Below are 23,178 nucleotides of genomic sequence, written 5' to 3'. Positions count from 1 at the left end.
GTCCCGCGGTCCGGCGGTCACGCGGTCCGCGCGCGAGCGGCGCCAGCGCACCCGCGGTGCCAGCGCACCCGCGGCGCCAGCGCGGGCGGGGTCAGCGCGCCCGGACGTACCGCGTGAGCAGCACGCCGCCGGCGCCGAGCAACACGTGCGCCGGTCGCATCCGACGGAGCTCCGGCGACGACCCTCGGGCGATGCGCGGCCCCGCCCCGCCCTCGAGCGACGGGTCGATCGTCAGGGTCAGCTCGTCGACGGCGTCCGCGGCGATGAGTGCTCCGAGGAACGACGGCCCGCCCTCGCAGTGGATCGTCCCGAGGCCACGGCCCGCCAACAGCCCACGGATCCGTCCGGCGTCCACCGAGTCCGGGTCGTCGTCCGCGCTGCACGGCACGACGTCCGCGACCTCGGCGAGCGCCCGGGCCTTCGACGACGCAGCCGCCGTCGCCGACGTCAGGACGATCGGGCGCACCGGCGCCTCGGTGAACACCCGCGACGTCGGGTCGAGCGACAGCGACCCGGTGACGATCGCGAACACGGGGTGGTCCGGCATGCCGTGGGCCCGCCGCCAGGCGACGTCGGCGTCGTGCAGGACCATCGGCCCGTAGCCCTCGTCGCGGACCGTGCCGGCGGCGACGAGCACGACGTCGGCCACCCGCCGGAGCAGGTCGAAGACGCGCAGGTCGTCGTCACCGCCGAGCGACCCGGACACCCCGGCGGCCGAGGCCGAACCGTCCAGCGTCGCGACGAAGTTCACGCGGAGCCAGGGATCCCCGGCGTCGGCGGTGTAGAGCTCGAGCAGGTCGTCGTCGGACAGGTCCGCGATCGACGGGGGCAGGACGTTCACGTGTTGTGCCTCGATTCCACGGGGGTGCGCCATCCGAGCGTGGCCTCGACCATGCGCATCGCGTCGACGCTCTCGGCGACGTCGTGCATGCGGACGATCCGGGCGCCGAGCATCGCGCTCACGGTCGCCACGGCGAGCGATCCGGAGAGCCGTTCACCGCGGGGGCGCCCGAGCGACTCCCCCACGAAGTCCTTGTTCGACACCGCGGCGAGGACCGGGTAGCCGAGCGCGACGACCTCGGGCAGTCGACGGGTGAGCTCGAGGGTGTGCACGGTGTTCTTGTGCAGGTCGTGGCCCGGGTCGACGATGATCCGCGACTCGGGGATGCCCGCGGCGAGCGCCCGGTCGACCCGTTCGCGCAGGAACGCGACGACCTCGCCCGCGATGTCGCCGTACTGCGGCGGCGCCGGCAGGGGCCGTCGGGGTTCGGCGAGCGAGTGCGTGATGACGACGGTGGCGTCGGAGTCGGCGACCACGGCGGCCATCCGCGGGTCGGACAGGCCGGTGGTGTCGTTGACGACGGTCGCCCCGGCCGCGATCGCCGCCGCGGCGACCTCGGGACGGAAGGTGTCGACGCTGATGACGACGTCGGACTGCTGGGCGAGCTGCTCGACGACGGGCACGACGCGGTCGATCTCGTCGGAGGCGGGCAGCTCCGGGCCCGGGGCGAACTTCACGCCACCGATGTCGACCCAGTCGGCGCCCTGCTCGGCGGCGCGCACCGAGGCGGCGACGGCCCGGTCGAGCTCGAAGGTGGCGCCGCGGTCGTGGAACGAGTCGGGGGTGCGGTTCACGATCGCCATCACGGCGATGCGGTGGTCGAAGTCGATGGTGCGGCGGCCGAACGTCCGGACCGGGTGGCGCAGGTCCGGCACGACCCAGCCGGGTCCGGCCGCGCCGTCGGGGAGGCCCGTCATGCGTCCGCCCCGGCACTCGCGTCGTGCCCGGCGTCCGTCGCACGCCCCGCGCCGATGAGCGCGATCGCCTCGGCCCGTCCCGCGGTGTCGGCCAGCGAACCGGTCGCCGCCACCGTCACGGTCGTCGAACCGGTCTGGCGCTCCCCACGCGTCGTGACGCACTGGTGCTGCGCGTCGAGGACCACCAGGACGCCCTCGGCGCCGAGCCCCTCGGCGATGGTCGCGGCGACCTGTTCGCCGAGCCGCTCCTGCAGCTGCGGACGGGAGGCCACCGCGTCGAGCACCCGTGCCAGCGTGCCGAGCCCGATGAGGCGGTCGCCCGGCGCGTACGCCAGGTGCGCGACCCCGAGGAACGGCAGCAGGTGGTGCTCGCAGACGGAGCGGAACTTGACGTCGCGGACGATGACGAGTCGACCGCGCTCACCGTCCTCGGCGTGCACGGTGCCGTCCCGGGCGATGGCGACCGCGTCGGTGCCGATCCCGGAGAAGAACTCGGCGTACGAGTCGGCGACACGGGCGGGGGTGCGGGTGAGTTCCGGGCGGTCGGGATCCTCGCCGATGGCGAGCAGCAGCTCGCGGACGGCGGCCTCGACACGGGCGCGGTCCATGGGTGACGTCACCCGCTCATCCAACACCAGCCGTGGCCGGAGAACGCGGGCAGACGCCCAGCGCGAGGTGCGCGATCCGCGTGGAACGGGCCTCCCGGCTGTCACAACCTGTGAGACCGGTGTGACACGCCCGAAACCCAGCGTCCTTTAAACTCTCGTGGTGAGCGCCCCGCAGACCGACACCACGCCCCGGAACCGCTTCGCGACCGGCCTCGATCGATTCTTCTCCATCACGCAACGCGGATCGTCGATCCCCCGCGAGGTCCGCGGTGGCCTCGTCTCGTTCGTGACGATGGCGTACATCGTCATCCTGAACCCCCTCATCCTCGGCGGGTTCAGCGCCGACCAGGCCGCCAAGGACGTCAGCGGCGGTTGGCTCGAGAACGCTCAGGTGGCCGCGGCGACCGGCCTCGTCGCCGGCGTCATGACCATCGCGATGGGCATCATCGCGAACCTGCCGTTCGGCATCGCCGCGGGGCTCGGGATCAACTCGTTCCTCGCCGTCAGCGTCGTGCACCAGGTCACCTGGGCCGAGGCGATGGGGCTGGTCGTCATCAACGGTGTGATCATCGTGATCCTCGCGTTGACCGGCATCCGGACGATGATCTTCACCGCCGTCCCGGCACAGCTGAAGGCCGCGATCACGGTCGGCATCGGCCTGTTCATCGCGTTCATCGGGCTCGTCGACTCCGGCTTCGTGCGGTCCTCCGGGCTCGCGTCGCCGCCGCTGCAGCTCGGTGAGGACGGCTCCGTCGGCGCCCTGCCGACCATCGTGTTCCTGATCGGCCTGATCATCATCGGCACGCTCATGGCCCGCCGGGTCAAGGGTGCGCTGCTCATCGGCATCGTCGCGACCACGATCATCGCGATCATCCTGCAGGCGATCTTCCAGGTGCCGACGTCGGTCGACTCGAAGACCGGCTGGAACCTCAACGCCCCCGGCCTGCCGAGCGCGCTGTTCGCCGTGCCGGACCTGTCGCTCGTCGGCCACGCCGACGTCTTCGGTGCCTTCACCCGCATCGGCCCGCTCGCCGCGTCGATGCTCGTCTTCACCCTCGTCTTCACGAACTTCTTCGACGCCATGGGCACCATGACCGGTCTGGCCAAGGCCGCCGGTGTCGCGAAGCCCGACGGCACGTTCCCCCGCCTGAAGTCGGCGCTCGTCGTCGAGGGCGTCGGCGCGATCGCCGGTGGTGGCGCGTCGGTGTCGTCGAACACCGTCTTCATCGACTCGGCCTCCGGCATCGGCGAGGGCGCCCGCACGGGCATGGCCTCGGTCGTCACCGGCCTGCTGTTCCTGGCGTCGATGTTCCTCACGCCGCTCACCCAGGTCGTCCCGCTCGAGGTCGCCGCCGCCGGGCTCGTCGTCGTCGGTGCGCTCATGGTCGCGCAGGTCGCGGACATCTCGTGGTCGGACTTCGGCTCGGCCCTGCCGGCGTTCCTGACGATCGTCGTCATGCCGCTGACCTACTCGATCGCGAACGGCATCGGCGCCGGCTTCATCAGCTGGGTGCTCATCAAGCTGCTGTCCGGCCGTGGCCGTGAGGTCTCGTGGCTGCTCTACGTCGTCGCCGCGGGCTTCCTGCTGTACTTCGCGCGGGGGCCGCTGGAGGCGCTGCTCGGCGTCGGCTGAGGCTTTGGTCGGGCGGAGCCTGTCACAAGACGCCGTCGTGTCATCGAGACGCCGCCGATTCCGGCGGCGTCTCGACGTTTCTGGGGCGTCTCCGCAAGATGCCGGCGTCTTCCGCAGGCCGGCGTCGGCCTGGAGGCCCGTGGTCAGTCCGGCAGGTCGCTCGGCGTGGCCTCGTGGTGGCGCTGGTCCTGGGTGCGACGGTCTTCCTTCATGCCCGCCTCGAACAGGTGGCGACGGCCCTGCACGAGCTCGTCGCGCGCCGTGCGCTCGAGCTCCTTGGCGAGGGCGTAGTAGCCGTCGTCGTAGTCCTCGACGATCTGGAACGTCCAGCGGCCCGCGATGACGTTGCGGCCCACGAGTTCGGTGTCGATGCGTTCGGCGAGTTCGGTGTGCCCGGCCTTGCGCAGCTGCTCGACCGCCTCACCGAGGTTCAGGTCAGCGGTGCCGGTCAGTCGGTGGAACCCGTAGAGCAGACCGCGGGCGTGCTCGATGACCTCGACCGCGGCGGACAGGCTGCCGAGCGCCTCGACCGTGGCCTCGGACACCCCCTCGGGAACCTGGTGCTGCGCGTCGGGGCCCTGTGCGTCGTTCGTCATGGGTCCCGTCTACACGACGACTGCTGCGTCGTTCGAGGGGTTCGCCCACGACCCGCCGGGGTCGGCCGCCGGTGGTTGCGACGTCGGAGGTCGACACCTACCATTCGAACACACGTTCGAACGAGGAGGGCCGATGATGATCACCGACACGGCCGCCACGGTGTGGTGGGCCGAGGGCACGCCGACCCGGCTGGTGTGGGCCGGACGGCGCTGGCGGGTGAGCGACACCCCCACCCGGCTGACCGTGACGCGCGCTGAACTGCCCACCGCGATCACCCACGCGCCCGAACGCACCGTGGGCTGGCGGTTCCAGGCGACCAGCGACGACGACGGCGAGGCCCTGGTGGTCGACATCGTGCCGCAGGGTGCCGGCTGGGGCGTGGCCCGGACGTGGACGTGAGCGGCCCGGACCGCTACCGTCCGGACATGGACAGGTGGGTGGCGCTGCTGCGCGGCGTCAACGTGAACGGCATCACGATCCGGAGCGCCGAGCTCGCGGAGCTCTTCCGAGGGCTCGGGTTCGACGACGTCCGCACCGTGCTCGCCTCGGGCAACGTCGTGTTCTCCGCCGACGTGCCCGCCGAGCAGCTCAAGACGTCGATCGAGCAGGGGCTTCGCGACCGGTTCGGGTACGACGCCTGGATCGTGCTCGTCCGGCACGACGCCCTCGCGGCCGTGGTCGACGGCTTCCCCTTCGCGCGTTCCGGCGAACGGCACGACTACGTCGTGTTCGGGTCCGACGACGGTGCGCTCGACGCCTTGGTCGGCGACCTCGAACTCGACGAGTCGGTCGAGCGGGTCGCCCGCGGGAACGGGGTCGTCTACTGGTCCTGCCCGAAGGGTTCGAGCACCGACACCGTGTTCGCCAAGCGGGCCGGCGCCGCACGCTTCAAGCGCACGACGACGACCCGCAACACGAACACGCTGCGGAAGCTCCTGTGACGCTCGGCACCCTGCACCACGTCGAGCTCCGCACCGCCGACCTCGACACCGCCGCCGGGTCCTGGGGCTGGCTGCTCGGCGAACTCGGCTACGAACCGTTCCAGCAGTGGGACCACGGCCGGAGCTGGCGGCTCGGCCCGTTGTACGTCGTCCTCGAATCGACGCCACTGGACGGCGATCACGACCGGCGCCGACGCCGGGTGGCTCAGGCCTGCGGCGGCTGCCCGTTGCTCGCCATGGTGCCGCCGTCCACGGGTAGGACCGCGCCCGTGATGAACGAGGCCGCGTCGCTGGCCAGGAACAGGATCGCCTCCGCGACCTCGGCAGAGCGGCCCCCGCGGCCGAGGGCGATGCGCTCGGTGAACTTCGACTGCAGGGCCTCGTCCTCCGCCTGCTCCTGGGTCAGGTCGGTCCAGATGAGTCCCGGAGCGACGGCGTTCACGCGCACGCCGAACTGCCCGTTGTCGAGTGCAGCGGCCTTGGTGAAGTTCGTCACGCCGCCCTTCGCCGCGTTGTAGGGGCTCATCCGCCAATCGGCGTCCTCACCGGAGACCGACGACGTGTTGACGATCGACCCCTTCGTCTCGCGCAGGAACGGCAGGGCCGCCCGGGTGCCGTAGAACACACCGGACAGATCGGTCTCGATGACCCGGCGCCACTCGTCCGTGCTGATGTCGGTGATGTCGCCCGAGCTGAAGGTCCCGGCGTTGTTCACCAGGACGTCGAGCCGGTCGAAGCGGTCGATCGCCGCCGAGACGACGGTCTCCCAGTCCTCCGGGCTCGCCACGTCGGCGTGCAGGGCGACGACCCGGTGCGTCGGCAGGGAGTCACCCACCGCGCGGACCTTCTCCTCGACGCTGTCGGTCAGCACGACCGACGCGCCCTCGTCGATGAACGCCCGCACCGTCGCCTCACCGATGCCGGACCCCGCGCCCGTGACGATCGCGACCTTGCCCTCGAACCGGTTGCCCATGATGTCTCCTCTCGTTGCACGAACCGTGCCCGGGGAGACGCCATCGACCCGAGGGGCACGGCAGACCACGGTGCCCCGGGCCGACTGGACGCGTTCGGAGGCGCCGCGAACACCCCGGGGACGCAGGTCGCCCCGGCACCGCGAGGCGGAACCGGGGCGACGTGCGACTGCGGCGCAGGGACCGGCGTCAGCCGGTCGAGTCGTCGAGGTCGAAGTCGCGCTCCAGGGAGATCGTCGGGATCGACGCGGTGATGACCGAACCGTCCGCCCGCAGCGTGCCCTGGATGTCGCTGGTGGTCGGGGCGTGCCCGGACATGCGCGGCCCGTGGTGCGGCAGCGGCACCACGGTGGGCTCCCCCGCCTCGATGTCCCACTGCTGGTTGTGCACCCACACCGTGAAGCCCGAACCGGTCTCGACCGTGAGGGTCATGGCTTCCTGCTCCAGGTCCACCCGGACCCGCGACCCGCGCACCGTCAGACGGTAGGACAGACGGTCCCAGTGCTTCGGCAACCGCGGGTTGAAGGTTATCCGACCGCCGTGGTCACGCATGCCACCGAAGCCGTTGACGAGCGCACCCCAGATGCCACCGGTCGACGCGATGTGCACGCCGTCCGAGGTGTTGCCGTGCAGGTCCGCCAGGTCGACGTAGAGCGCGGTCTGGAAGTACTGGTCGGCGAGGTCGTGGTACCCGACCTCGGCCGCCATGATCGACTGGACGACCGCGGACAGCGTCGAGTCACCGGTGGTGAGCGCGTCGTAGTAGTCGAAGTCGCGACGCTTCTCGGCCGCCGTGAACTCGTGCCCCTGCAGGAACAGCGCGAGCACGACGTCGGCCTGCTTGAGCACCTGGAACCGGTAGATCACCAGCGGGTGGTAGTGGAGCAGCAGCGGGCGCTTGGACTCCGGGGTGTTCTCGAGGTCCCAGAGTTCCTTGTCGAGGAACTGGGCGTCCTGCGGGTGGATGCCGCGGTGCGGGTCGAACGGGATCTCCATCGACTCGGCGGCGTGCTCCCACTCGACGAGCTCGTCCGGCTGCAGACCGGTCCGGCGCACCATGCGGTCGTACTCTTCGGCGTCGTCGGCGGCGAGCTCGCGGCAGGCGTTGACGGCGAACCACAGGTTCGCCCGCGCCATGACGTTCGTGTAGAGGTTGTCGTCGACGACGGTCGTGTACTCGTCCGGCCCGGTGACGCCGTCGATGTGGAACTTCTTGTCGCCGTTGGACCGCCAGAACCCGAGGTCGGCCCAGAGCCGGGCGGTCTCGACGAGCACGTCGATGGCGCCGCGCTTCAGGAACTCGCGGTCGCCCGAGGCCCGGACGTACTGCATGAGCGCATGCGAGATGTCGGCATCGATGTGGTACTGCGCGGTGCCGGCGGCGTAGTACGCGCTGGACTCTTCCCCGTTGATCGTCCGCCACGGGAACAGGGCACCGCGCTGGTTCAGCTCGCGGGCCCGAGCCCGTGCCGCGTCGAGCATGTTGTAGCGGAAGCGCAGGGCGTTCCGGGCGACGATCGGCGCCGTGTACGACAGGAACGGCAGGACGTAGATCTCCATGTCCCAGAAGTAGTGGCCGCCGTAGCCGGAGCCGGTGACGCCCTTCGCGGCGATGCCGTGGCCGTCGGTGCGGGCGGTGGCCTGCGCCAGCTGGAAGAGGTTCCAGCGGACGGCCTGCTGGATCGCGGGCTGACCGGCGATCTCGACGTCGCTGCGGGCCCAGTAGTCGTCGAGCCAGTCGCGCTGCTTCGCGAAGGTCTCGTCGACGTTCTCGGCGTGCGCGCGGTCGAGCGTGCGGTCGCACCGGTCGGCCAGCTCGCGCACGGGCACCCCGCGGGAGGTGTGGTAGACCACGTGCTTCACGAGCCGGATGGGCTGCCCCGCGCGGGCCTGCACCCGGTAGACGTGCTTCGCCAGGTCGTCCTCGATCGACGACGACTCGTCCCAGCTGTTCTCGGTCTCGATGTGGTGCTCGACGCCGACGCAGATCGTCATGCCGGAGCTGGACGCCTGGTACCCCAGGACCGAACGGCCGCCGGTGCTGCGCTTGAGCTTCGGCACGAGCACCCGCTCGGTGAACGACTCGGCCTTGCGCGGGTCGAAGGCGTTCGCCGCGGCACGCATGCCGGCGTGGTACTCGTCCTGCACGTCCTGGCGGTTGAGGATCTGGCTGGACAGCAGGATCGAGGCGTCCGCGTCGAGCACGGTGACCTCGTAGTCGATGACGGCGAGGTGCCGGTCGGTGAACGACACGAGTCGACGTGCCCGGATGAGCACCCGCTTGCCGGACGGCGTCGACCACTCGGTCTCGCGGAACAGGTAGCCGCCACGGAACTCCAGCCGACGCGTGTGCCGGAGGATGTCGGCCTCGGCCAGCACGAGCGGCTCGTCGTCGACGTAGAGGCGGATGACCTTGGCGTCCGGCGCGTTGATGATCGTCTGCCCGGTCTTCGCGAAGCCGAAGGCGTCTTCCGCGTGCCGGATCGGCCAGGTCTCGTGGAACCCGTTGATGTACGTGCCGTACTGCACGCCGCCACGGCCTTCGTCGAGGTTGCCGCGCAGGCCGAGGTACCCGTTGCCGACGGCGAAGTTCGTCTCGGCGACGCCCTGCTCGTCGGGGGTGTACTCGGTCTCGACGAGGGCCCACTCGTCGATCGGGTAGCGGACGCGGTCGAGGGGGTCCGAGGTGATGGGGTTCATGCTGCTCCGTGGGAAGGGAGGGAGATGGGTACGTCGGTGCGGCCGGCAGGCAGGGAGTGTCCGGCCGGGTGGCCTACGTCGTGCTGGTGGCCGGTGCGGGCAGCTCGTCGATGAGTTCGGCGAGGTCGGACACCACGACGTCCGCACCGTGCTCGCGCAGGGCGTCCGCCCCGGCGCCGCGGTCGACACCGACGACGAGACCGAACGAACCGTTGCGGCCGGCTTCGACCCCGCTGGTGGCGTCCTCGACCACGACGCACTCGGCGGCGGTGAGCCCGAACCGGGTCGCCGCGTCGAGGTAGGTGTCGGGCGCGGGCTTGCCGGTCAGGCCGTCCTGGCGCGCGACGAGCCCGTCGACGACCACCGGGAACCGGTCGAGGATGCCCGCCGTCCGGAGCACCGAGGTGGCGTTCGCCGAGCTCGAGACGACCGCGACGGAAAGTCCGGCGGCGATCGCGGCGGTCAGGAACCGCAGCGAACCCGGGTAGGGCTCGACGCCGTGCTCGTCGAGCTCGGCGGTGAACTCCGCGTTCTTCCGGTTGCCGAGCCCGCACACCGTGTCGGTGTCGGGCGCGTCGTCGGGAGTGCCCTGCGGCAGGTCGATGCCGCGCGACTCGAGCAGCGAGCGCACGCCGTCGTAGCGGGGCTTGCCGTCGATGGAGGTGAAGTAGTCCTGCTCGGTGTACGGCGCGACCCCGTGTGCTTCGAGGTACGGCGTGAACAGTCGACTCCAGGCCCGCATGTGGACGTCGGCCGTCGGGGTGAGCACGCCGTCGAGGTCGAACAGGAGCGCCCGCTGGTCACTGAGTCGAGCGGGCGTGCGGTGGTCCTGCGTCGTCATCTGCGGTCCTCCGGGGACTGGTGGTGGACGTGTGGCTCCCGACGAGTCTAGGACCGCTCCAGTCCGGACGTTCCGACGCGCCGCACCCTGTGGAGAGAGTTCACCGGCCGCTCCGCTGTGCAGGGAGGACCCCCGCCACGGCGCACCTGTGAGGCCTCTGATACACACCCCGGCACGCTGACCCGGACGAAAGGCACCACCATGACCAGCGACACCACGGCCGCACCCCACGACGGCACGCAGTCGAAGCTCCGCCAGGCGATCACCGGCCCGCTGCTGTTCCTCTTCATCCTCGGCGACGTGCTCGGCGCCGGCATCTACGCCCTGATGGGGACGCTGGCGAAGGACGTCGGCGGTGCACTCTGGGCACCGCTGGTGCTCGCGCTCCTGCTGGCACTGCTCACGGCGGGCTCCTACGCCGAACTCGTGACGAAGTACCCGAAGGCCGGCGGTGCCGCGGTCTTCGCCGAACGCGCCTACAAGGCGCCCATCGTCTCGTTCCTGGTCGGGTTCAGCATGCTCGCCGCCGGCGTCACGAGCGCCGCCGGCCTGTCGCTCGCCTTCGCCGGCGACTACCTCGGCACGTTCGTCGACCTGCCGCCCGTGCCCACCGCGATCGTCTTCCTCGCCCTGATCGCCTGCCTGAACGCCCGCGGCATCTCCGATTCGCTCAAGAGCAACGTCGTGATGACGATCATCGAGGTCTCCGGCCTCGTCATCGTGATCGTCGTCGTGGCCGTGATGCTCGGCGGTGGCGGCGGTGACGTCTCCCGGATCGGCGCGTTCCCGTCCGAGGCCAACCCGGCCCTGGCGACCCTGAGCGCCGCGATCGTCGCCTACTACTCGTTCGTCGGCTTCGAGACGTCCGCCAACATCGCGGAGGAGGTCCGCGACCCCCGCCGCGTCTACCCGAAGGCCCTGTTCGGCGCCCTCGCCACGGCCGGCGTCGTCTACGTCCTCGTCGCCCTCGCCAGCGCGATCGCCCTGCCCGCTTCGGAGCTGTCCGAGTCCAGCGGCCCGCTGCTCGCGGTCGTCTCCGCCACCGGCGTCCCGATCCCCGACTGGGTCTTCAGCCTCATCGCCCTGGTCGCCGTCGCGAACGGCGCGCTGCTCACGATGATCATGTCGAGCCGCGTGACCTACGGCATGGCCGAGCAGCGGCTCCTGCCCGCCCTGCTCGCGAAGGTCCTGCCGAACCGCAAGACCCCGTGGACCGCCATCGTCGCCACCACGATCGTCGCGATGCTCCTGACCCTGGTGGGCGACGTGGGCGTGCTGGCCGAGACCGTCGTGCTCCTGCTGCTCTTCGTGTTCATCAGCACGAACGTCGCCGTCCTGGTGCTCCGCCGCGACCACGTCGAGCACGACCACTTCCGGGTCTGGACGTTCGTGCCGGTGCTCGGGGTGCTGTCGTGCATCCTGCTGCTGACGCAGCAGAGCGGACAGGTCTGGCTCTACGCCGCGATCCTGCTCGCCGTCGGCGTGGTCCTGTACTTCGTCGCCCGGTTCACCGGGCGCCGTTCCGGACGCGACCACGAGGCGGGCGTGATCCACTGACGGCACGTCCCACGGGCCTCCAGGCAGACCGTCTGGAGGCCCGTGGTGCGTCCGCCGGTCCGCCCGGGTGATCAGCGCAGGTCGCGCACCCAGGCCTCGATCGCGTCCGAGATCTGCTGGCGGGCATCAGCACGGCTGATGGTCGCCGTGCGGTCGCCCGGCTGGTCGCCGTAGGCGCCGAAGTCGGCGTGGTTCGAGCCCTGGATCTCGGTCATGGTGGCGGTCGACGGCAGCTTGTCCCGCGCGGCGTCGACCTTGGCCGGGGTCGACAGACCGTCACGCGAACCGGAGACGCTCAGCACGTCGATGTAGGAGCGGCTGATGTCGTTCGCGCAGTAGCTGCCGAGCAGCAGCAGGCCGTCGGCGTCCTGGGCGAGCTGGCACGCGCGGACCCCGCCGAGGGAGTGCCCGCCGACCGCCCAGCGGGTGACGGAGGGTGCGTGGGCCTCGAACGTCGCGAGCGGCCGGGTGTCGAAGAACGCGAGGTTCAGCGTCGGCTTCGTGATGACCACCGTCGTGCCGTTGGCGACCACCTGCCGGAACGTGGCCATGTAGGCGTACGGGTCGACCTTCGCGCCGGGGATGAAGACGATCCCGACCCCGTCGGCCTGGCCGGTCGGGGTCATCACCACCGAGTCACCGGCGTCCCGGACCGCGATCCGGTCGTCGCGCCAGACCTGCAGGGCGGCGCTGCGGGTGCCCTGCATGACGATGTGCGCCCAGACGAGGAACACCACCGCGATCAGCACGACGACGGCGACGATCCAGGTGGTCCAGCGCAGCGCTCGGTTCATGTGGCCACCGTACGGCGCATCCGGACGGCGGCGTTCGCTTCGTGAGCAGGAATGGTCGGGTGCGACGTGCACACCCGACCATTCCTGCTCACGATGTCGCCCGGGAAGGGCGACCGGGACGCGCTACTTGATGGCGGCGCGGATCTCGGCGGCTGCTGCGCCGACGTCCGAGGCGCTGTAGATCGCGCTGCCGGCGACGGCGATGCGGGCACCGGCCTCCTGCACCGAGGCGACCGAGGACGCGTTCACGCCACCCGCGATCGAGAACGGGACGCCCGACTCCTTGCCGGCGTCGAGCAGCGTCGAGAACGTGAAGCCCTCTTCGGCCTGCTCGTCGAGCCCGGCGTGGACCTCGACGAACTCGGCGCCGAGCGCGACGACCTCGCGGGCACGGGCGGCCTTGTCGGAGACGCCGATCAGGTCGACGACGATGCCCTTGCCGTGCTTCTTCGCGGCCTTGACGGCACCGACGATCGTCGAGTCGCCGGCGACACCGAGGACGGTGACCAGGTCGGCACCGGCCGAGAAGGCGATGTCGGCCTCGAGCTCACCGGCGTCCATGGTCTTGAGGTCGGCGAACACGATCTTGTCGGGGTGTGCTTCCTTGATCGCGGTGACGGCGGACAGGCCGGCGCTCTTGATCAGGGGCGTGCCGAGCTCGAGGACGTCGACGTGCGGCGCGGCCGCGGCGGCGAGCTCGAGGGCGGCTTCGGTGGTCAGGGTGTCCATGGCGAACTGGAGCTGCATGGGTGTGCCTTTCATTCGAGGTTGGCGTGACGGGGCCAGAGGTCGTCGGCGGACTGCCCGCCTCGGGCCCACAGGGCGTGGAACACGGCGTCGCCCACCAGGGCGACGGCCTGTTCGAAGAGGCCACCGGCGTACTGGGCCGAGGCGGTGCCGGAGCGGTCGGTCTTCGTCGCGGCGGGCAGCACGATCGTGACGTCCGCCAGCTCGGAGAGCGGGGAGTCGTCGGTGGTCGAGAGCGCCACGACGGACGCGCCGACCTCGTGCGCGGTGCGTGCGGCCTGCACGATGCCGGTGGTCGTGCCGGAGCCGCTCGCGACGAGGAGCAGGTCACCCGGACGGATGGCCGGGGTGGTGACCTCGCCGACGACGTGCGCGTCGAGGCCGAGGTGCATGAGGCGCATCGCGGTCATGCGGAGGGCGAGTCCGGAGCGACCGGCGCCGTGGACGAACACCCGGTCGGCGCCCTCGATCAGGTCGAGTGCGCGCTGGGCCGGGGCGTCGTCGAGGCGGGCCGACAGGTCGCCGACCTCGCGGACGACCAGGTCGAGCGCTGCGGAGACGGTGGTTGCTGCCATGCCCTCGATCCTTCCGCCGCGCGCCTCGGCACGCCGCTACCCGCCCCGGCAGGGACCCCATCCCATCGGGTGGGCCCATCCGCTCGGGTGGGACGGGTACCGTCGCGTCCATGGACGCATCGGTCGACACCCTGGAGGCCCGGGGCGGCTCCGCCATCCGGCTCGCGGCCGCCGAGCACGCCCGCACGGTCGCCGAGCAGGCAGACCGGCACGCGCTGACCCTCGAGTCCGTCCTCGCCGCGCTCCGGTCGTCGCGGGTCACCGACGCGGCCGCCCGGGCCGAGGCCGTCGAGATCGCCTCGGCCGCCCTCGTCGACCTGCGCACCGTGACCGATCAGCAGCGGAGCACCCTGCTCGAACCCGTCACCGGCGCGTTCTCGCGGTTGCGCGCCGACCTGCGGCCGCTCGTGCGCTTCGGGGACCTCGACGTGCAGTTCGTCGAGCCGCCGGCCACCGGCCGTGCGCTCCCGGGTGACGTCGCCCACGCGGCCCGGGCGATCGTCCGGACCGCGGTGCTCGCCCTGGTCGACGACGGTGCGGCGAAGCGGGTGCGCATCCAGTGGGACTGCGACGGCCGGAACCTGCTCATGCAGCTCCGCGACGACGGCTCCGGGACGCTCGACGTGCACGACGACGCCATGCGGCCGATCGCGGAGCGGGTCGCCACGCTCGACGGACGGGTGCAGGTCGCGAGCACGCCCGGCTGGGGGTCCGTGCTCGACATCTCACTGCCGCTCGACCCGCGGCCGACCGAGGTGGACGCGGTCGACAACGGCGACCTGACCCCGCGGGAGCGCGACGTCCTGCGGCTCGTGGCGACCGGTGTCGGCAACCGGGAGATCGCCGAGGGACTCGGCATCAGCGTCAACACCGTGAAGTACCACGTGGCGAACCTGCTCCGGAAGCACGGCGCCCGGACCCGGGCCGAACTCGCGGCGTTCAGCTCCCGGGCGTGAACCGACGGGATCGCGACGAGGCGTCCCGACGAGACCGCGACAACGGGTACCGACGGTCGAGCGCGGGCTCGACGACGGTCGCCAGCAGGAACTGGGAGAGCAGCCGCCCACCCGCCCAGTAGAGGGGGATGACGAAGATCGCGGCACCCGGCCAGATGCGCGAACCGATGAGCGCCAGGGTGCCGAGCGTCACGACGATGCCGACACCGGAGTACAGGTACTGCCAGCCGCGCGAAGCAGCGTCGCGCTGCGCCTGCTCGCGCTCGGCGCGCTCGTCGAGACCGCGCACCCCGGGGTCGAGCGACGCCGGCTCCTCGGTGGCGAACAGGTCGCGCACGGGGACCTCGAGGGCCGTGGCCACCGCGGACAGCGACTCGAGGCTCGCGTCGTTGCCGCTCTCCATCCGTTGCACCGTCCGCACGGCGATGCCGCTCGTCTCGGCCAGTCGTTCCTGGGTCCAGCCCCGCAGTCGTCGGAGTTCACCGATCCGCATCTCGTTCATGTCCTGAACAGTAGGGAACCGCGGAACGGCACACCACGACAGGGACCCGCCACCGACACGACAGCTTCCCGCCAGTTCCCCGACAGTGGCGGTCTCCTACGCTCCGGGGGCGAAGCGGTACCCCATGCCGGACTCCGTCACCAGGTAGCGCGGGTGCGCGGGATCGGGCTCGAGCTTCCGCCGCAGCTGCGCCATGTACAGCCGCAGGTACCCGGAGTCGTTGCCGTGCGTCGGCCCCCAGACCTCGGTCAACAGCATCTCGCGGGTCATCAGGCGGTCAGGGTTCGTGACCAGGACCTCGAGCAGGCGCCACTCGGTGGGCGTCAGGCGGATCGCCGGACCCTCGGCCGGGGTGACCTGCTTCGCGACGAGGTCCACGAGCAGCGGTCCGATCGCGATCGTCGGGGTCTCCTCCGACGCCACCACCCGCCGCCGTCCGAGTGCCCGCAGCCGGGCGAGGAGCTCGTCCATCTGGAACGGCTTCGTCACGTAGTCGTCGGCACCGGCGTCGAGCGCGTCGACCTTGTCGGATGAGTCGGTGCGCCCGGAGAGCACGAGGACCGGCACCTGCGACCAGGCCCGGACCCCCTCGAGCACCCCGATGCCGTCGAGCCGGGGCATGCCGAGGTCGAGCAGCACCAGGTCGGGGCGCTCGGTGATGACGGCGTCGATCGCCTCGCGCCCGTCCCGAGCCGTGACGACGTCGTACCCGCGCGCCGAGAGCGTCACCGAGAGCGCGCGCACGAGCTGCGCGTCGTCGTCAGCGATCAGGACCTTCATCGGATCTCCACTCCCACGTGCCCGGCGATCGGCAGCCGCACCACGACGGTGAGCCCACCGCCCGGGGTGTCGTCGACCTCGATCGTGCCGCCCATGCCCTCGGTGAACCCGCGCGCCAGGGCCAGGCCGAGCCCGAGGCCGGTCTCGTTGTCGGTGTCACCGAGTCGCTGGAACGGCTGGAACACCTCGTCGCGGCGGTCCTCGGGGATGCCGGGGCCGTGGTCGGCCACGCGGAGTTCCACCCCGCCGGCGAACGCGCTCGCGGCGACCCGGACGTGGGTGCCGTCCGGGGCGTACCGCGCCGCGTTGGCGAGCAGGTTCACGACGACGCGCTGCAGCAGGACCGGGTCGGCGAGCACCGGCGGCAGATCCGCGGGCAGGTCGAGGTCGACGTCGTCCGGGCCGAGCTCCAGCTCGTCCAGGGCGGGGGCGACCACCGTCTCGAGCGCGATCGCCGCCGGGGTGACCGCGAGGACACCGGCCTGGACCCGACTGACGTCCAACAGGTCTGCCAACAGCACCGCCAGCTGACCGAGGCTCTCGTCGGCGGTCGCGAGCAGCGCCTCCCGGTCGGCCCGTGACAGGTCGATGTCGGGCGCACGCAGCGTCTGCACGGCGGCGGAGGCCGCGGCGATGGGGCGGCGCACGTCGTGGCCGACGGCCGCGAGCAGCGCGCTCCGGACCCGGTCGGCGGCGGCGATTCGCTCGGCGCCGACGGCGGTGCGTGTCAGCTCGCGGTGCTCGACGGCGGCGTCGAGCTGCTGCTCGACGACCCGCAGCAGCCGGCGCTGGGTCGGGTCGTCGGGCGCACCGGCGAACTCGAGCACGGCACCGGACGCCAGCGTCGTCGACGCGTCCGGCGTCGCACCGAACTCGCCGGAGGTCGCCGGCACCTCGTCACCCTGACGGATCCGGACGCCGGCGAAGCCGAACGCCTCTCGTGTGCGGTCGAGCAGTGCCTGCAGGGCGTCGTCGCCGCGGAGCACGCTGCCGGCGATGCCCATCAGGAGCCCGGACTCAGCCGACGCCCGACGGGCAGCACGCGACCGCCGGGCGGACCGGTCGACCACGAAGCTGACCAGCACCGCACTGATCACGTACATGACCAGGGCGAACAGGTGCCACGGCTGCTGGACGGTGACCATGTAGAGGGGTTGCACGAAGAAGTAGTCGAGGCTCAGCCCGGACAGCACGGCCGTGAAGACCGCCGGCCACATCCCGCCCACGAGCGCCACGACCAGGACGAGCAGCTGGTACGCCAGCACGTCCACCGTGATGGCGTCCGGGTCGCTGCCGATCGACAGCACCCAGGTGAGCAGCGGCCCGACCAGGACCGACAGCACGAACGCGGCGACCACCCGGCCGCGGGACAGGCTGCCGCCGAGCTTGGGCAGGGTGATCCCGCCGCCGGCGCGCTCGTGCGTGACGACGTGCACGTCGATGTCGCCGGACTCGCGGATCACGGTGTTGCCGATCCCCGGACCGGTCATGGCGGCCGCGAGCCGGCTGCGGCGGCTGACCCCGATCACGATCTGGGTGGCGTCGATCGACCGCGCGAACCGCACCAGCGTGCTCGGCACGTCGTCGCCGACGACCTGGTGGTACGTGCCACCGAGCTGCTCGAGCAGGGTCCGCTGCTTGCCGAGCGCGCCGGGGTGCCGGACGCGCAGGCCGTCGTTCGTCGTCACGTGCACGGCGGCGAGTTCTCCACCGGCACTGCGGGCGGCGATGCGGGCGCCGCGGCGCAGCAGGGTCTCGCCCTCGGGGCCACCGGTCAGGGCGACGAGCACGCGCTCCCGGGTCTCCCACCGGTGCTCGATGCCGTGCTCGGCGCGGTAGGCCTTGAGCGCGTCGTCGACCTCGTCGGCGAGCCAGAGCAGGGCGATCTCGCGCAGTGCGGTGAGGTTGCCGAGGCGGAAGTAGTTCGACAGCGCGGCGTCGATCCGGGCCGCCGGGTAGACGAGCCCGTCGGAGAGCCGTTCGCGCAGCGCTGCCGGGGCCAGGTCGACGACCTCGATCTGGTCGGCCGCACGCACCACGGCGTCGGGGACGGTCTCGCGCTGCACGGTTCCGGTGATCTCGCGGACCACGTCGCCGAGGGACTGCATGTGCTGCACGTTGACGGTCGAGATGACGTCGATGCCGGCGTCCCGCAGCGCTTCGACGTCCTGCCAGCGCTTCTCGTTCGGGCTCCCCGGGGCGTTCGTGTGCGCGAGTTCGTCGACCAGCGCGACCTCGGGTGCCCGGGCGATGACGGCGTCGAGGTCGAGGTCGTCGAGGTCGACGCCCCGGTGCGAGACGGTGCGGCGGGGCACGACCTCGAGCCCGTTCACCAGTGCTGCGGTGGCGGCGCGCTCGTGCGTCTCGACGACGGCGACGACCACGTCGCGACCCTCGTCGAGCAACCGACGCCCCTCTTCGAGCATCGTGTAGGTCTTGCCGACACCGGGCGCCGCACCGAGCAGGACCCGCAGCTTCCCGCGCTTCACGTGCTCATCCTCTCGCGTGCGGGGGTCGGTCTCCGCAAAACACCGGTGTTCACCTGTCGCGCCGCGGATTGCGGGTGTTCGACGCGCGAGCACCGGTGTCTTGCGGAGGGGACACCCACGCTCAGGACGCCTTCGCCAGCGCCAGGTTCAGCGCGAGCACGTTCACCACGGGCTCGCCGAGGAACCCGAGCTGCCGCGACTCGGTGTGCGACGCCACCAGCTGCCGCACGCTGTCCGCGGACAGGCCGCGCGCCGAGGCCACACGGGCCACCTGCTGCGACGCGTAGGCGGGGCTGATGTCCGGGTCGAGCCCCGAACCGGAAGCGGTCACGGCGTCGGCAGGCACCTGCGCGGCGGAGACCCCGTCGGCCTTCGCCAGCGCCGCACGACGCTCCTCGACGGCCTTGAGCAGGTCGGCGTTGTTCGGCCCGAGGTTCGAGCCGGACGACGCTCCGGCGTCGTAGCCGTCCCCGGCGGCGGACGGCCGCGACTGGAACCAGCGGTCGGCCTGCTTGCCCGTGAACGACTGCCCGATCAACGAGGAACCGACGACCTTGCCGGACGAGTCCGTGACCATCGAGCCGTTGGCCTGGTCGTGGAACGCCGCCTGGCCGACGCCCCAGACGGCGAGCGGGTACCCGACGCCCAGGACGACGGTGGCGACGAGGGTGAGGCGGATGGCCACACCGGCGGAACGGAAGGTGGAACGTGCAGATGCCATGACTAGAACCCCGGGATGAGACCGACCACGAGGTCGATCAGTTTGATGCCGATGAAGGGGACGACCACGCCGCCGAGCCCGTAGACGAGCAGGTTGCGGCCGAGGATCGACGACGCTGCGGCCGCGCGGTACTTGACGCCACGCAGGGACAGCGGGATGAGCGCCACGATGACCAGCGCGTTGAAGATGACAGCCGACAGGATCGCGGACGACGGGCTGTGCAGCCCCATGATGTTGAGCGCCGCGAGCCCCGGGAACGCGGCCTGGAACATCGCCGGGATGATCGCGAAGTACTTCGCGACGTCGTTGGCGATGGAGAAGGTGGTCAGGGCACCGCGGGTGATGAGCAGCTGCTTGCCGATACGGACGACGTCGATGAGCTTGGTCGGGTCGGAGTCGAGGTCGACCATGTTGCCCGCCTCCTTCGCCGCCGTCGTGCCGGTGTTCATCGCGACGCCGACGTCCGCCTGCGCCAGGGCCGGGGCGTCGTTGGTGCCGTCACCGGTCATGGCGACGAGGTTGCCGCCCTCCTGCTCGCGCTTGATGTACGCGAGCTTGTCCTCCGGGGTGGCCTCGGCGAGGAAGTCGTCGACGCCGGCCTCGTGGGCGATGGCGGCCGCGGTGCGCGGGTTGTCGCCGGTGATCATCACCGTGCGGATGCCCATCGACCGGAGCTCGGCGAACCGCGACGCCATGCCGTCCTTGACGACGTCCTTGAGGTGCACGACACCGAGCAACGTGACCGCGCCCGTTGACGAGCGGCGACCGACGACGAGCGGGGTGCCGCCCTGGTCGGAGATCTCCGCGACGGTCGCATCGATGGCCGACACGACACCGGCTTCGGTAGTGTCCGCCCAGGCGAGCACTGCCGCAGCGGCACCCTTCCGGATCTGCGAGCCGTCGGGCAGGTCGAGACCCGACATGCGCGTCTGCGCCGTGAACGGCACCTCGACGGCCCCGTCGGGCAGACCGACGGCGGCGCCGTCCTCGCGCGCCAGGTCGACGATCGAGCGCCCCTCAGGGGTCGAGTCCGCAGCACTCGACAGGGCTGCCGCTTCCATCAGCGAGGCCTCGCTCACACCCGGCACCGGCACCACGCGGGATGCCCGACGGTTGCCGTAGGTGATCGTGCCGGTCTTGTCGAGCAGCAGCGTCGTGATGTCACCGGCGGCCTCGACCGCGCGGCCCGACATCGCCAGCACGTTGTGCTGCACGAGCCGGTCCATGCCGGCGATGCCGATCGCGGAGAGCAGGGCTCCGATGGTGGTCGGGATGAGGCAGACGAGCAGGGCGATGAGCACCGGCACGCTGACCGTCGCACCGACGAGCCCCGCGATGGGCTGCATCGTCAGGCAGACGATCACGAAGACGATCGACAACGAGGCGAGCAGGATGTTCAGCGCGATCTCGTTCGGCGTCTTCTGCCGTGCCGCACCCTCGACCAGGCGGATCATCCGGTCGATGAAGGTCTCACCCGGCGTCGAGGTGATGCGCACCACGATCCGGTCCGACAGCACCCGGGTGCCGCCGGTGACGGCACTGCGGTCACCGCCGGACTCGCGGATGACCGGTGCGGACTCACCCGTGACGGCCGACTCGTCGACCGACGCGATGCCGTCGATGACGTCGCCGTCGCCCGGGATGACCTCACCGGCGACGACCACGACCACGTCGCCCTTGGCCAGGTCGACGGACGCGACCTCCTCGGTTTCGTTGCCGGTCGCGGCCGCGTCGGTCGTCGCGTACCCGAGCACCCGGCGGGCGCTCGTGGTCGAACGGGTCTTCCGCAGGGTGTCGGCCTGCGCCTTGCCGCGGCCCTCGGCCACCGACTCCGCCAGGTTGGCGAAGACGACGGTGAGCCAGAGCCAGACGGCGATGGCGATCGTGAACGCGGACGGCTCGACGACGGCGGCCGCCGTCGTCAGCGCTGCGCCGACCTCGACGATGAACATGACGGGGTTCCGCCACATGAGTCGCGGATCGAGTTTCCGCAGGGCGCCCGGGAGGCCCGCCACCAGTTGGCTGGGTCCGAATGCGGACGAGCGGGTGGCCGGTTCCACGGCGGTGCGCGGTTCCGACTCCGTGGTCACGGGGGTGGTCATGACAGTCCTTCTGCGAGCGGACCCAGTGCGAGCACCGGGAAGTAGGTGAGTGCGGTGACGATGACGGCGATGCCGCCGAGCAGCCCGATGAACAGCGGGCGGTGGGTGGGCAGCGTGCCGGCGGTCTCCGGCACCCGGTCCTGCGCGGCGAGGGACCCGGCGAGCGCCAGGACGAACACCATCGGCACGAAGCGGCCGAGCAGCATCACGACGCCGAGCGAGGAGTTCATCCACGTGGTGTTCGCGGTGAGCCCGCCGAAGGCCGAGCCGTTGTTGTTCGCACCCGAGGTGAAGGCGTAGAGCAGCTCGGTCAGCCCGTGGTTGCCGGGGTTGAAGATCGACGTCCCGAGCACCTGTTCGCGGACGCCGGGGATCACGAGCGAGAGTCCGGTGGCCAGGAGCACGAGCGTCGGCGTGACGAGGATGTACAGCGCCGCGAAGGTCATCTCCTTGGCGCGGATCTTCTTGCCGAGGTACTCCGGGGTGCGACCGACGAGCAGGCCGCCGATGAACACCGTGATGACGGCGAGCACGAGCATTCCGTACAGGCCGGATCCGACACCCCCGGGGGTGACCTCGCCGAGCATCATGTTGACGAGCGCCATCATCCCGCCGATCGGGGTGTAGCTGTCGTGCATCGCGTTGACCGCACCGGTGGACGTCGAGGTGGTCGCGGTCGAGAAGAGCGTCGAACCGAGGATGCCGAAGCGGCTCTCCTTGCCCTCCATCGCGGCCCCGGCAGCGTGTGTGGCGACACCGCCGCCGCCGAGCTCGGCGATCGACATGACCGACAGCGACACGAGGAAGATCGCGCCCATCACGGCGAGGATCGCGTAGCCCTGACGGTCGTCGCCGACCATTCGCCCGAACGTGCGCGGGAGCGAGAACGGGATGACGAGCATCAGGAAGATCTCGACGAGGTTCGTCCACGCCTGCGGGTTCTCGAACGGGTGCGCCGAGTTGGCGTTGAAGTAGCCGCCACCGTTCGTGCCGAGTTCCTTGATCGCCTCCTGCGAGGCGACGAACCCGTCGGGGATGTGCTGCGTGCCACCGATGAGCGTGGTGACGTCGGTACCGCTCCCCCACGACTGGACGACCCCGCCGGCGACGAGGATGATCGCGAAGACGAACGCGCCGGGCAGCAGCAGACGGCCGAGGCCGCGCACGATGTCCACCCACACGTTGCCGAGGGTGCCGGACTTGCGACGGGCGAACCCGCGCACCAGGGCCACGGCGACCGAGAGACCGACGGCCGCGGACAGGAAGTTCTGCACCGCCAGGCCGGCCATCTGCACCGAGTAGCCGAGGGTGACCTCGGGCGAGTACGACTGCCAGTTCGTGTTCGACACGAACGACGCCGCGGTGTTGAACGCGAGCGAGGGTCCGACGGCGGGCAGTCCGAGGTCGCCGGGCAGGACGACCTGGATGCGCTGCAGCAGGTAGACGAGCAGGAGCCCGGCGACGCTGAACAGCAGCACGCCGCGCAGGTACACGGGCCAGGACTGCTCGGCGTCCGGGTCGACCCCGATCAGCCGGTAGACCCCGCGCTCGACCCGGTTGTGGCGGACGGGCGTGAAGACCTTCGCCATCCAGTCACCGAGCGGGCGGTACGCGACGACGAGCAGCAGGACGAGGGTGGCGACCTGGGCGATGCCCGCCCAGACGTCCGCGGCGCCCACTAGAAGCGCTCCGGACGCACGAGCGCCCAGACGAGGTACACGACTGCGGCGATGCCGAGGACGGCGGCCGCGATGGTGATGCCGATCACAGCCGTTCCACCCCCTTGGCGATCAGTGCCACCACGCCGAACACGGCGAGGACACCGGCGACGACGAACACGTCGAACACGAGGGACTCCAGAAGATCTGCGGTGTCCGCGCCGGGTGACGCGGACGGCACCATGTGT

Annotated in this window: 23 protein-coding genes; 5 read left to right on the top strand and 18 right to left on the bottom strand. The window is 71.2% G+C overall.

Going from position 1 to position 23,178, the window contains the following annotated elements; translation table 11 throughout:
- Positions 1–91 precede the first annotated feature (91 nt).
- From DEJ00_RS04390 to folE, 3 genes are read right to left on the bottom strand one after another with little or no spacing between them, the layout of a single operon-like run.
- Positions 92–841, bottom strand: a complete 750-nt coding sequence (locus DEJ00_RS04390) for a pyrimidine reductase family protein (RefSeq protein ID WP_258373538.1) — start codon at positions 839–841, stop codon at positions 92–94.
- On the bottom strand, positions 838–1,758 hold the full coding sequence (gene folP, locus DEJ00_RS04385; protein WP_051597008.1) for a dihydropteroate synthase: 921 nt from the start codon (positions 1,756–1,758) through the stop codon (positions 838–840). Before folP ends, DEJ00_RS04390 begins: the two co-directional genes overlap by 4 nt.
- Positions 1,755–2,366 (bottom strand): GTP cyclohydrolase I, encoded by a 612-nt coding sequence (gene folE, locus DEJ00_RS04380; protein WP_027466782.1) that lies wholly within the window; start codon positions 2,364–2,366, stop codon positions 1,755–1,757. Before folE ends, folP begins: the two co-directional genes overlap by 4 nt.
- Positions 2,367–2,523: 157 nt before the next feature.
- On the opposite strand from folE, the gene DEJ00_RS04375 reads away from it, so the two are divergent.
- Positions 2,524–3,999, top strand: coding sequence for an NCS2 family permease (locus tag DEJ00_RS04375; protein ID WP_027466783.1), 1,476 nt, complete (start codon positions 2,524–2,526; stop codon positions 3,997–3,999).
- Between the two features lie 143 nt (positions 4,000–4,142).
- Here DEJ00_RS04375 and DEJ00_RS04370 read toward each other — a convergent pair whose 3' ends face one another.
- Positions 4,143–4,595 carry a hypothetical protein gene (locus DEJ00_RS04370; protein WP_017887957.1) on the bottom strand — a complete coding sequence of 151 codons (453 nt, stop codon included), beginning with the start codon at positions 4,593–4,595 and terminating at the stop codon, positions 4,143–4,145.
- Between the two features lie 133 nt (positions 4,596–4,728).
- On the opposite strand from DEJ00_RS04370, the gene DEJ00_RS04365 reads away from it, so the two are divergent.
- Positions 4,729–4,995 (top strand): hypothetical protein, encoded by a 267-nt coding sequence (locus tag DEJ00_RS04365; RefSeq protein ID WP_035809269.1) that lies wholly within the window; start codon positions 4,729–4,731, stop codon positions 4,993–4,995.
- Positions 4,996–5,021: 26 nt separating this feature from the next.
- Complete coding sequence (locus tag DEJ00_RS04360) at positions 5,022–5,537, top strand: DUF1697 domain-containing protein (RefSeq protein WP_071245687.1); 516 nt, start codon at positions 5,022–5,024, stop codon at positions 5,535–5,537.
- Positions 5,538–5,742: 205 nt separating this feature from the next.
- Here the strand turns inward: DEJ00_RS04360 and DEJ00_RS04355 are convergent, their stop codons facing one another.
- The 3 genes from DEJ00_RS04355 to DEJ00_RS04345 form a co-directional block, all read right to left on the bottom strand.
- Positions 5,743–6,510 carry an SDR family NAD(P)-dependent oxidoreductase gene (locus DEJ00_RS04355; RefSeq protein ID WP_027466787.1) on the bottom strand — a complete coding sequence of 256 codons (768 nt, stop codon included), beginning with the start codon at positions 6,508–6,510 and terminating at the stop codon, positions 5,743–5,745.
- A gap of 187 nt (positions 6,511–6,697) precedes the next feature.
- Positions 6,698–9,208 (bottom strand): glycoside hydrolase family 65 protein, encoded by a 2,511-nt coding sequence (locus tag DEJ00_RS04350; RefSeq protein WP_111056545.1) that lies wholly within the window; start codon positions 9,206–9,208, stop codon positions 6,698–6,700.
- Between the two features lie 73 nt (positions 9,209–9,281).
- Positions 9,282–10,049 (bottom strand): HAD family phosphatase, encoded by a 768-nt coding sequence (locus tag DEJ00_RS04345; protein WP_111056544.1) that lies wholly within the window; start codon positions 10,047–10,049, stop codon positions 9,282–9,284.
- 201 nt (positions 10,050–10,250) lie between these two features.
- Between DEJ00_RS04345 and DEJ00_RS04340 the strand changes: the two genes are divergently transcribed.
- Positions 10,251–11,606, top strand: a complete 1,356-nt coding sequence (locus tag DEJ00_RS04340; protein WP_035809271.1) for an APC family permease — start codon at positions 10,251–10,253, stop codon at positions 11,604–11,606.
- 71 nt (positions 11,607–11,677) lie between these two features.
- Here DEJ00_RS04340 and DEJ00_RS04335 read toward each other — a convergent pair whose 3' ends face one another.
- The 3 genes from DEJ00_RS04335 to hxlB all read right to left on the bottom strand — a co-directional run bounded on the left by DEJ00_RS04335 (position 11,678) and on the right by hxlB (position 13,722).
- Positions 11,678–12,400: an alpha/beta hydrolase gene (locus tag DEJ00_RS04335; RefSeq protein WP_027466790.1), complete on the bottom strand. Its 723-nt coding sequence runs from the start codon at positions 12,398–12,400 to the stop codon at positions 11,678–11,680.
- Between the two features lie 123 nt (positions 12,401–12,523).
- Positions 12,524–13,147, bottom strand: coding sequence for a 3-hexulose-6-phosphate synthase (gene hxlA, locus DEJ00_RS04330; RefSeq protein WP_027466791.1), 624 nt, complete (start codon positions 13,145–13,147; stop codon positions 12,524–12,526).
- Positions 13,148–13,158: 11 nt separating this feature from the next.
- Positions 13,159–13,722: a 6-phospho-3-hexuloisomerase gene (hxlB, locus tag DEJ00_RS04325; RefSeq protein ID WP_111056543.1), complete on the bottom strand. Its 564-nt coding sequence runs from the start codon at positions 13,720–13,722 to the stop codon at positions 13,159–13,161.
- A 110-nt stretch (positions 13,723–13,832) separates the two neighbouring features.
- Here hxlB and DEJ00_RS04320 point away from each other — a divergent pair, with 110 nt between their 5' ends.
- Positions 13,833–14,678 (top strand): LuxR C-terminal-related transcriptional regulator, encoded by an 846-nt coding sequence (locus DEJ00_RS04320; RefSeq protein ID WP_111056542.1) that lies wholly within the window; start codon positions 13,833–13,835, stop codon positions 14,676–14,678.
- On the opposite strand, the gene DEJ00_RS04315 is transcribed toward DEJ00_RS04320, so the two are convergent.
- The 8 genes from DEJ00_RS04315 to DEJ00_RS18430 all read right to left on the bottom strand — a co-directional run bounded on the left by DEJ00_RS04315 (position 14,662) and on the right by DEJ00_RS18430 (position 23,174).
- Positions 14,662–15,180 (bottom strand): helix-turn-helix domain-containing protein, encoded by a 519-nt coding sequence (locus DEJ00_RS04315; RefSeq protein ID WP_111056541.1) that lies wholly within the window; start codon positions 15,178–15,180, stop codon positions 14,662–14,664. The genes DEJ00_RS04320 and DEJ00_RS04315 overlap by 17 nt on opposite strands.
- Before the next feature lie 96 nt (positions 15,181–15,276).
- A complete protein-coding gene (locus DEJ00_RS04310) occupies positions 15,277–15,960 on the bottom strand; it encodes a response regulator (RefSeq protein ID WP_027466795.1) in 684 nt (227 codons plus the stop codon).
- The gene (locus DEJ00_RS04305; protein ID WP_111056540.1) at positions 15,957–18,449 is read right to left on the bottom strand and encodes an ATP-binding protein; all 2,493 of its coding nucleotides are present in this window, start codon (positions 18,447–18,449) and stop codon (positions 15,957–15,959) included. Before DEJ00_RS04305 ends, DEJ00_RS04310 begins: the two co-directional genes overlap by 4 nt.
- A 121-nt stretch (positions 18,450–18,570) precedes the next feature.
- Positions 18,571–19,170: a K(+)-transporting ATPase subunit C gene (gene kdpC / locus DEJ00_RS04300; protein ID WP_111056539.1), complete on the bottom strand. Its 600-nt coding sequence runs from the start codon at positions 19,168–19,170 to the stop codon at positions 18,571–18,573.
- A gap of 2 nt (positions 19,171–19,172) precedes the next feature.
- On the bottom strand, positions 19,173–21,272 hold the full coding sequence (gene kdpB / locus DEJ00_RS04295) for a potassium-transporting ATPase subunit KdpB (protein ID WP_111056538.1): 2,100 nt from the start codon (positions 21,270–21,272) through the stop codon (positions 19,173–19,175).
- Positions 21,269–22,951: a potassium-transporting ATPase subunit KdpA gene (kdpA, locus tag DEJ00_RS04290; RefSeq protein ID WP_111056537.1), complete on the bottom strand. Its 1,683-nt coding sequence runs from the start codon at positions 22,949–22,951 to the stop codon at positions 21,269–21,271. The genes kdpB and kdpA overlap by 4 nt, the downstream gene beginning before the upstream one ends.
- Complete coding sequence (locus DEJ00_RS04285) at positions 22,951–23,040, bottom strand: potassium-transporting ATPase subunit F (RefSeq protein ID WP_017887940.1); 90 nt, start codon at positions 23,038–23,040, stop codon at positions 22,951–22,953. Before DEJ00_RS04285 ends, kdpA begins: the two co-directional genes overlap by 1 nt.
- Positions 23,037–23,174 (bottom strand): hypothetical protein, encoded by a 138-nt coding sequence (locus tag DEJ00_RS18430; protein ID WP_155896901.1) that lies wholly within the window; start codon positions 23,172–23,174, stop codon positions 23,037–23,039. The genes DEJ00_RS04285 and DEJ00_RS18430 overlap by 4 nt, the downstream gene beginning before the upstream one ends.
- Between the last annotated feature and the right edge of the window lie 4 nt (positions 23,175–23,178).

The sequence above is a fragment of the Curtobacterium sp. MCLR17_039 genome (genome assembly GCF_003234745.1).
GTDB classification, from domain to species: Bacteria; Actinomycetota; Actinomycetes; order Actinomycetales; family Microbacteriaceae; genus Curtobacterium; species Curtobacterium flaccumfaciens.
The sequence above is the reverse complement of the archived record's forward strand: the minus strand, read 5'-3'. Positions and strand labels throughout refer to the sequence as shown.

Bases quoted from the DNA above. Each gene is read 5' to 3' on its own strand.
- hxlB (WP_111056543.1), bottom strand. From the start codon at position 13,722: ATGGCAGCAACCACCGTCTCCGCAGCGCTCGACCTGGTCGTCCGCGAG.
- folE (WP_027466782.1), bottom strand. From the start codon at position 2,366: ATGGACCGCGCCCGTGTCGAGGCCGCCGTCCGCGAGCTGCTGCTCGCC.
- DEJ00_RS04345 (WP_111056544.1), bottom strand. From the start codon at position 10,049: ATGACGACGCAGGACCACCGCACGCCCGCTCGACTCAGTGACCAGCGG.
- DEJ00_RS04350 (WP_111056545.1), bottom strand. From the start codon at position 9,208: ATGAACCCCATCACCTCGGACCCCCTCGACCGCGTCCGCTACCCGATC.
- DEJ00_RS04310 (WP_027466795.1), bottom strand. From the start codon at position 15,960: ATGAAGGTCCTGATCGCTGACGACGACGCGCAGCTCGTGCGCGCGCTC.
- DEJ00_RS04360 (WP_071245687.1), top strand. From the start codon at position 5,022: ATGGACAGGTGGGTGGCGCTGCTGCGCGGCGTCAACGTGAACGGCATC.
- DEJ00_RS04355 (WP_027466787.1), bottom strand. From the start codon at position 6,510: ATGGGCAACCGGTTCGAGGGCAAGGTCGCGATCGTCACGGGCGCGGGG.
- folP (WP_051597008.1), bottom strand. From the start codon at position 1,758: ATGACGGGCCTCCCCGACGGCGCGGCCGGACCCGGCTGGGTCGTGCCG.
- DEJ00_RS18430 (WP_155896901.1), bottom strand. From the start codon at position 23,174: ATGGTGCCGTCCGCGTCACCCGGCGCGGACACCGCAGATCTTCTGGAG.
- DEJ00_RS04365 (WP_035809269.1), top strand. From the start codon at position 4,729: ATGATGATCACCGACACGGCCGCCACGGTGTGGTGGGCCGAGGGCACG.
- DEJ00_RS04315 (WP_111056541.1), bottom strand. From the start codon at position 15,180: ATGAACGAGATGCGGATCGGTGAACTCCGACGACTGCGGGGCTGGACC.
- DEJ00_RS04370 (WP_017887957.1), bottom strand. From the start codon at position 4,595: ATGACGAACGACGCACAGGGCCCCGACGCGCAGCACCAGGTTCCCGAG.
- kdpC (WP_111056539.1), bottom strand. From the start codon at position 19,170: ATGGCATCTGCACGTTCCACCTTCCGTTCCGCCGGTGTGGCCATCCGC.
- DEJ00_RS04340 (WP_035809271.1), top strand. From the start codon at position 10,251: ATGACCAGCGACACCACGGCCGCACCCCACGACGGCACGCAGTCGAAG.
- kdpB (WP_111056538.1), bottom strand. From the start codon at position 21,272: ATGACCACCCCCGTGACCACGGAGTCGGAACCGCGCACCGCCGTGGAA.
- DEJ00_RS04335 (WP_027466790.1), bottom strand. From the start codon at position 12,400: ATGAACCGAGCGCTGCGCTGGACCACCTGGATCGTCGCCGTCGTCGTG.
- hxlA (WP_027466791.1), bottom strand. From the start codon at position 13,147: ATGCAGCTCCAGTTCGCCATGGACACCCTGACCACCGAAGCCGCCCTC.
- DEJ00_RS04320 (WP_111056542.1), top strand. From the start codon at position 13,833: ATGGACGCATCGGTCGACACCCTGGAGGCCCGGGGCGGCTCCGCCATC.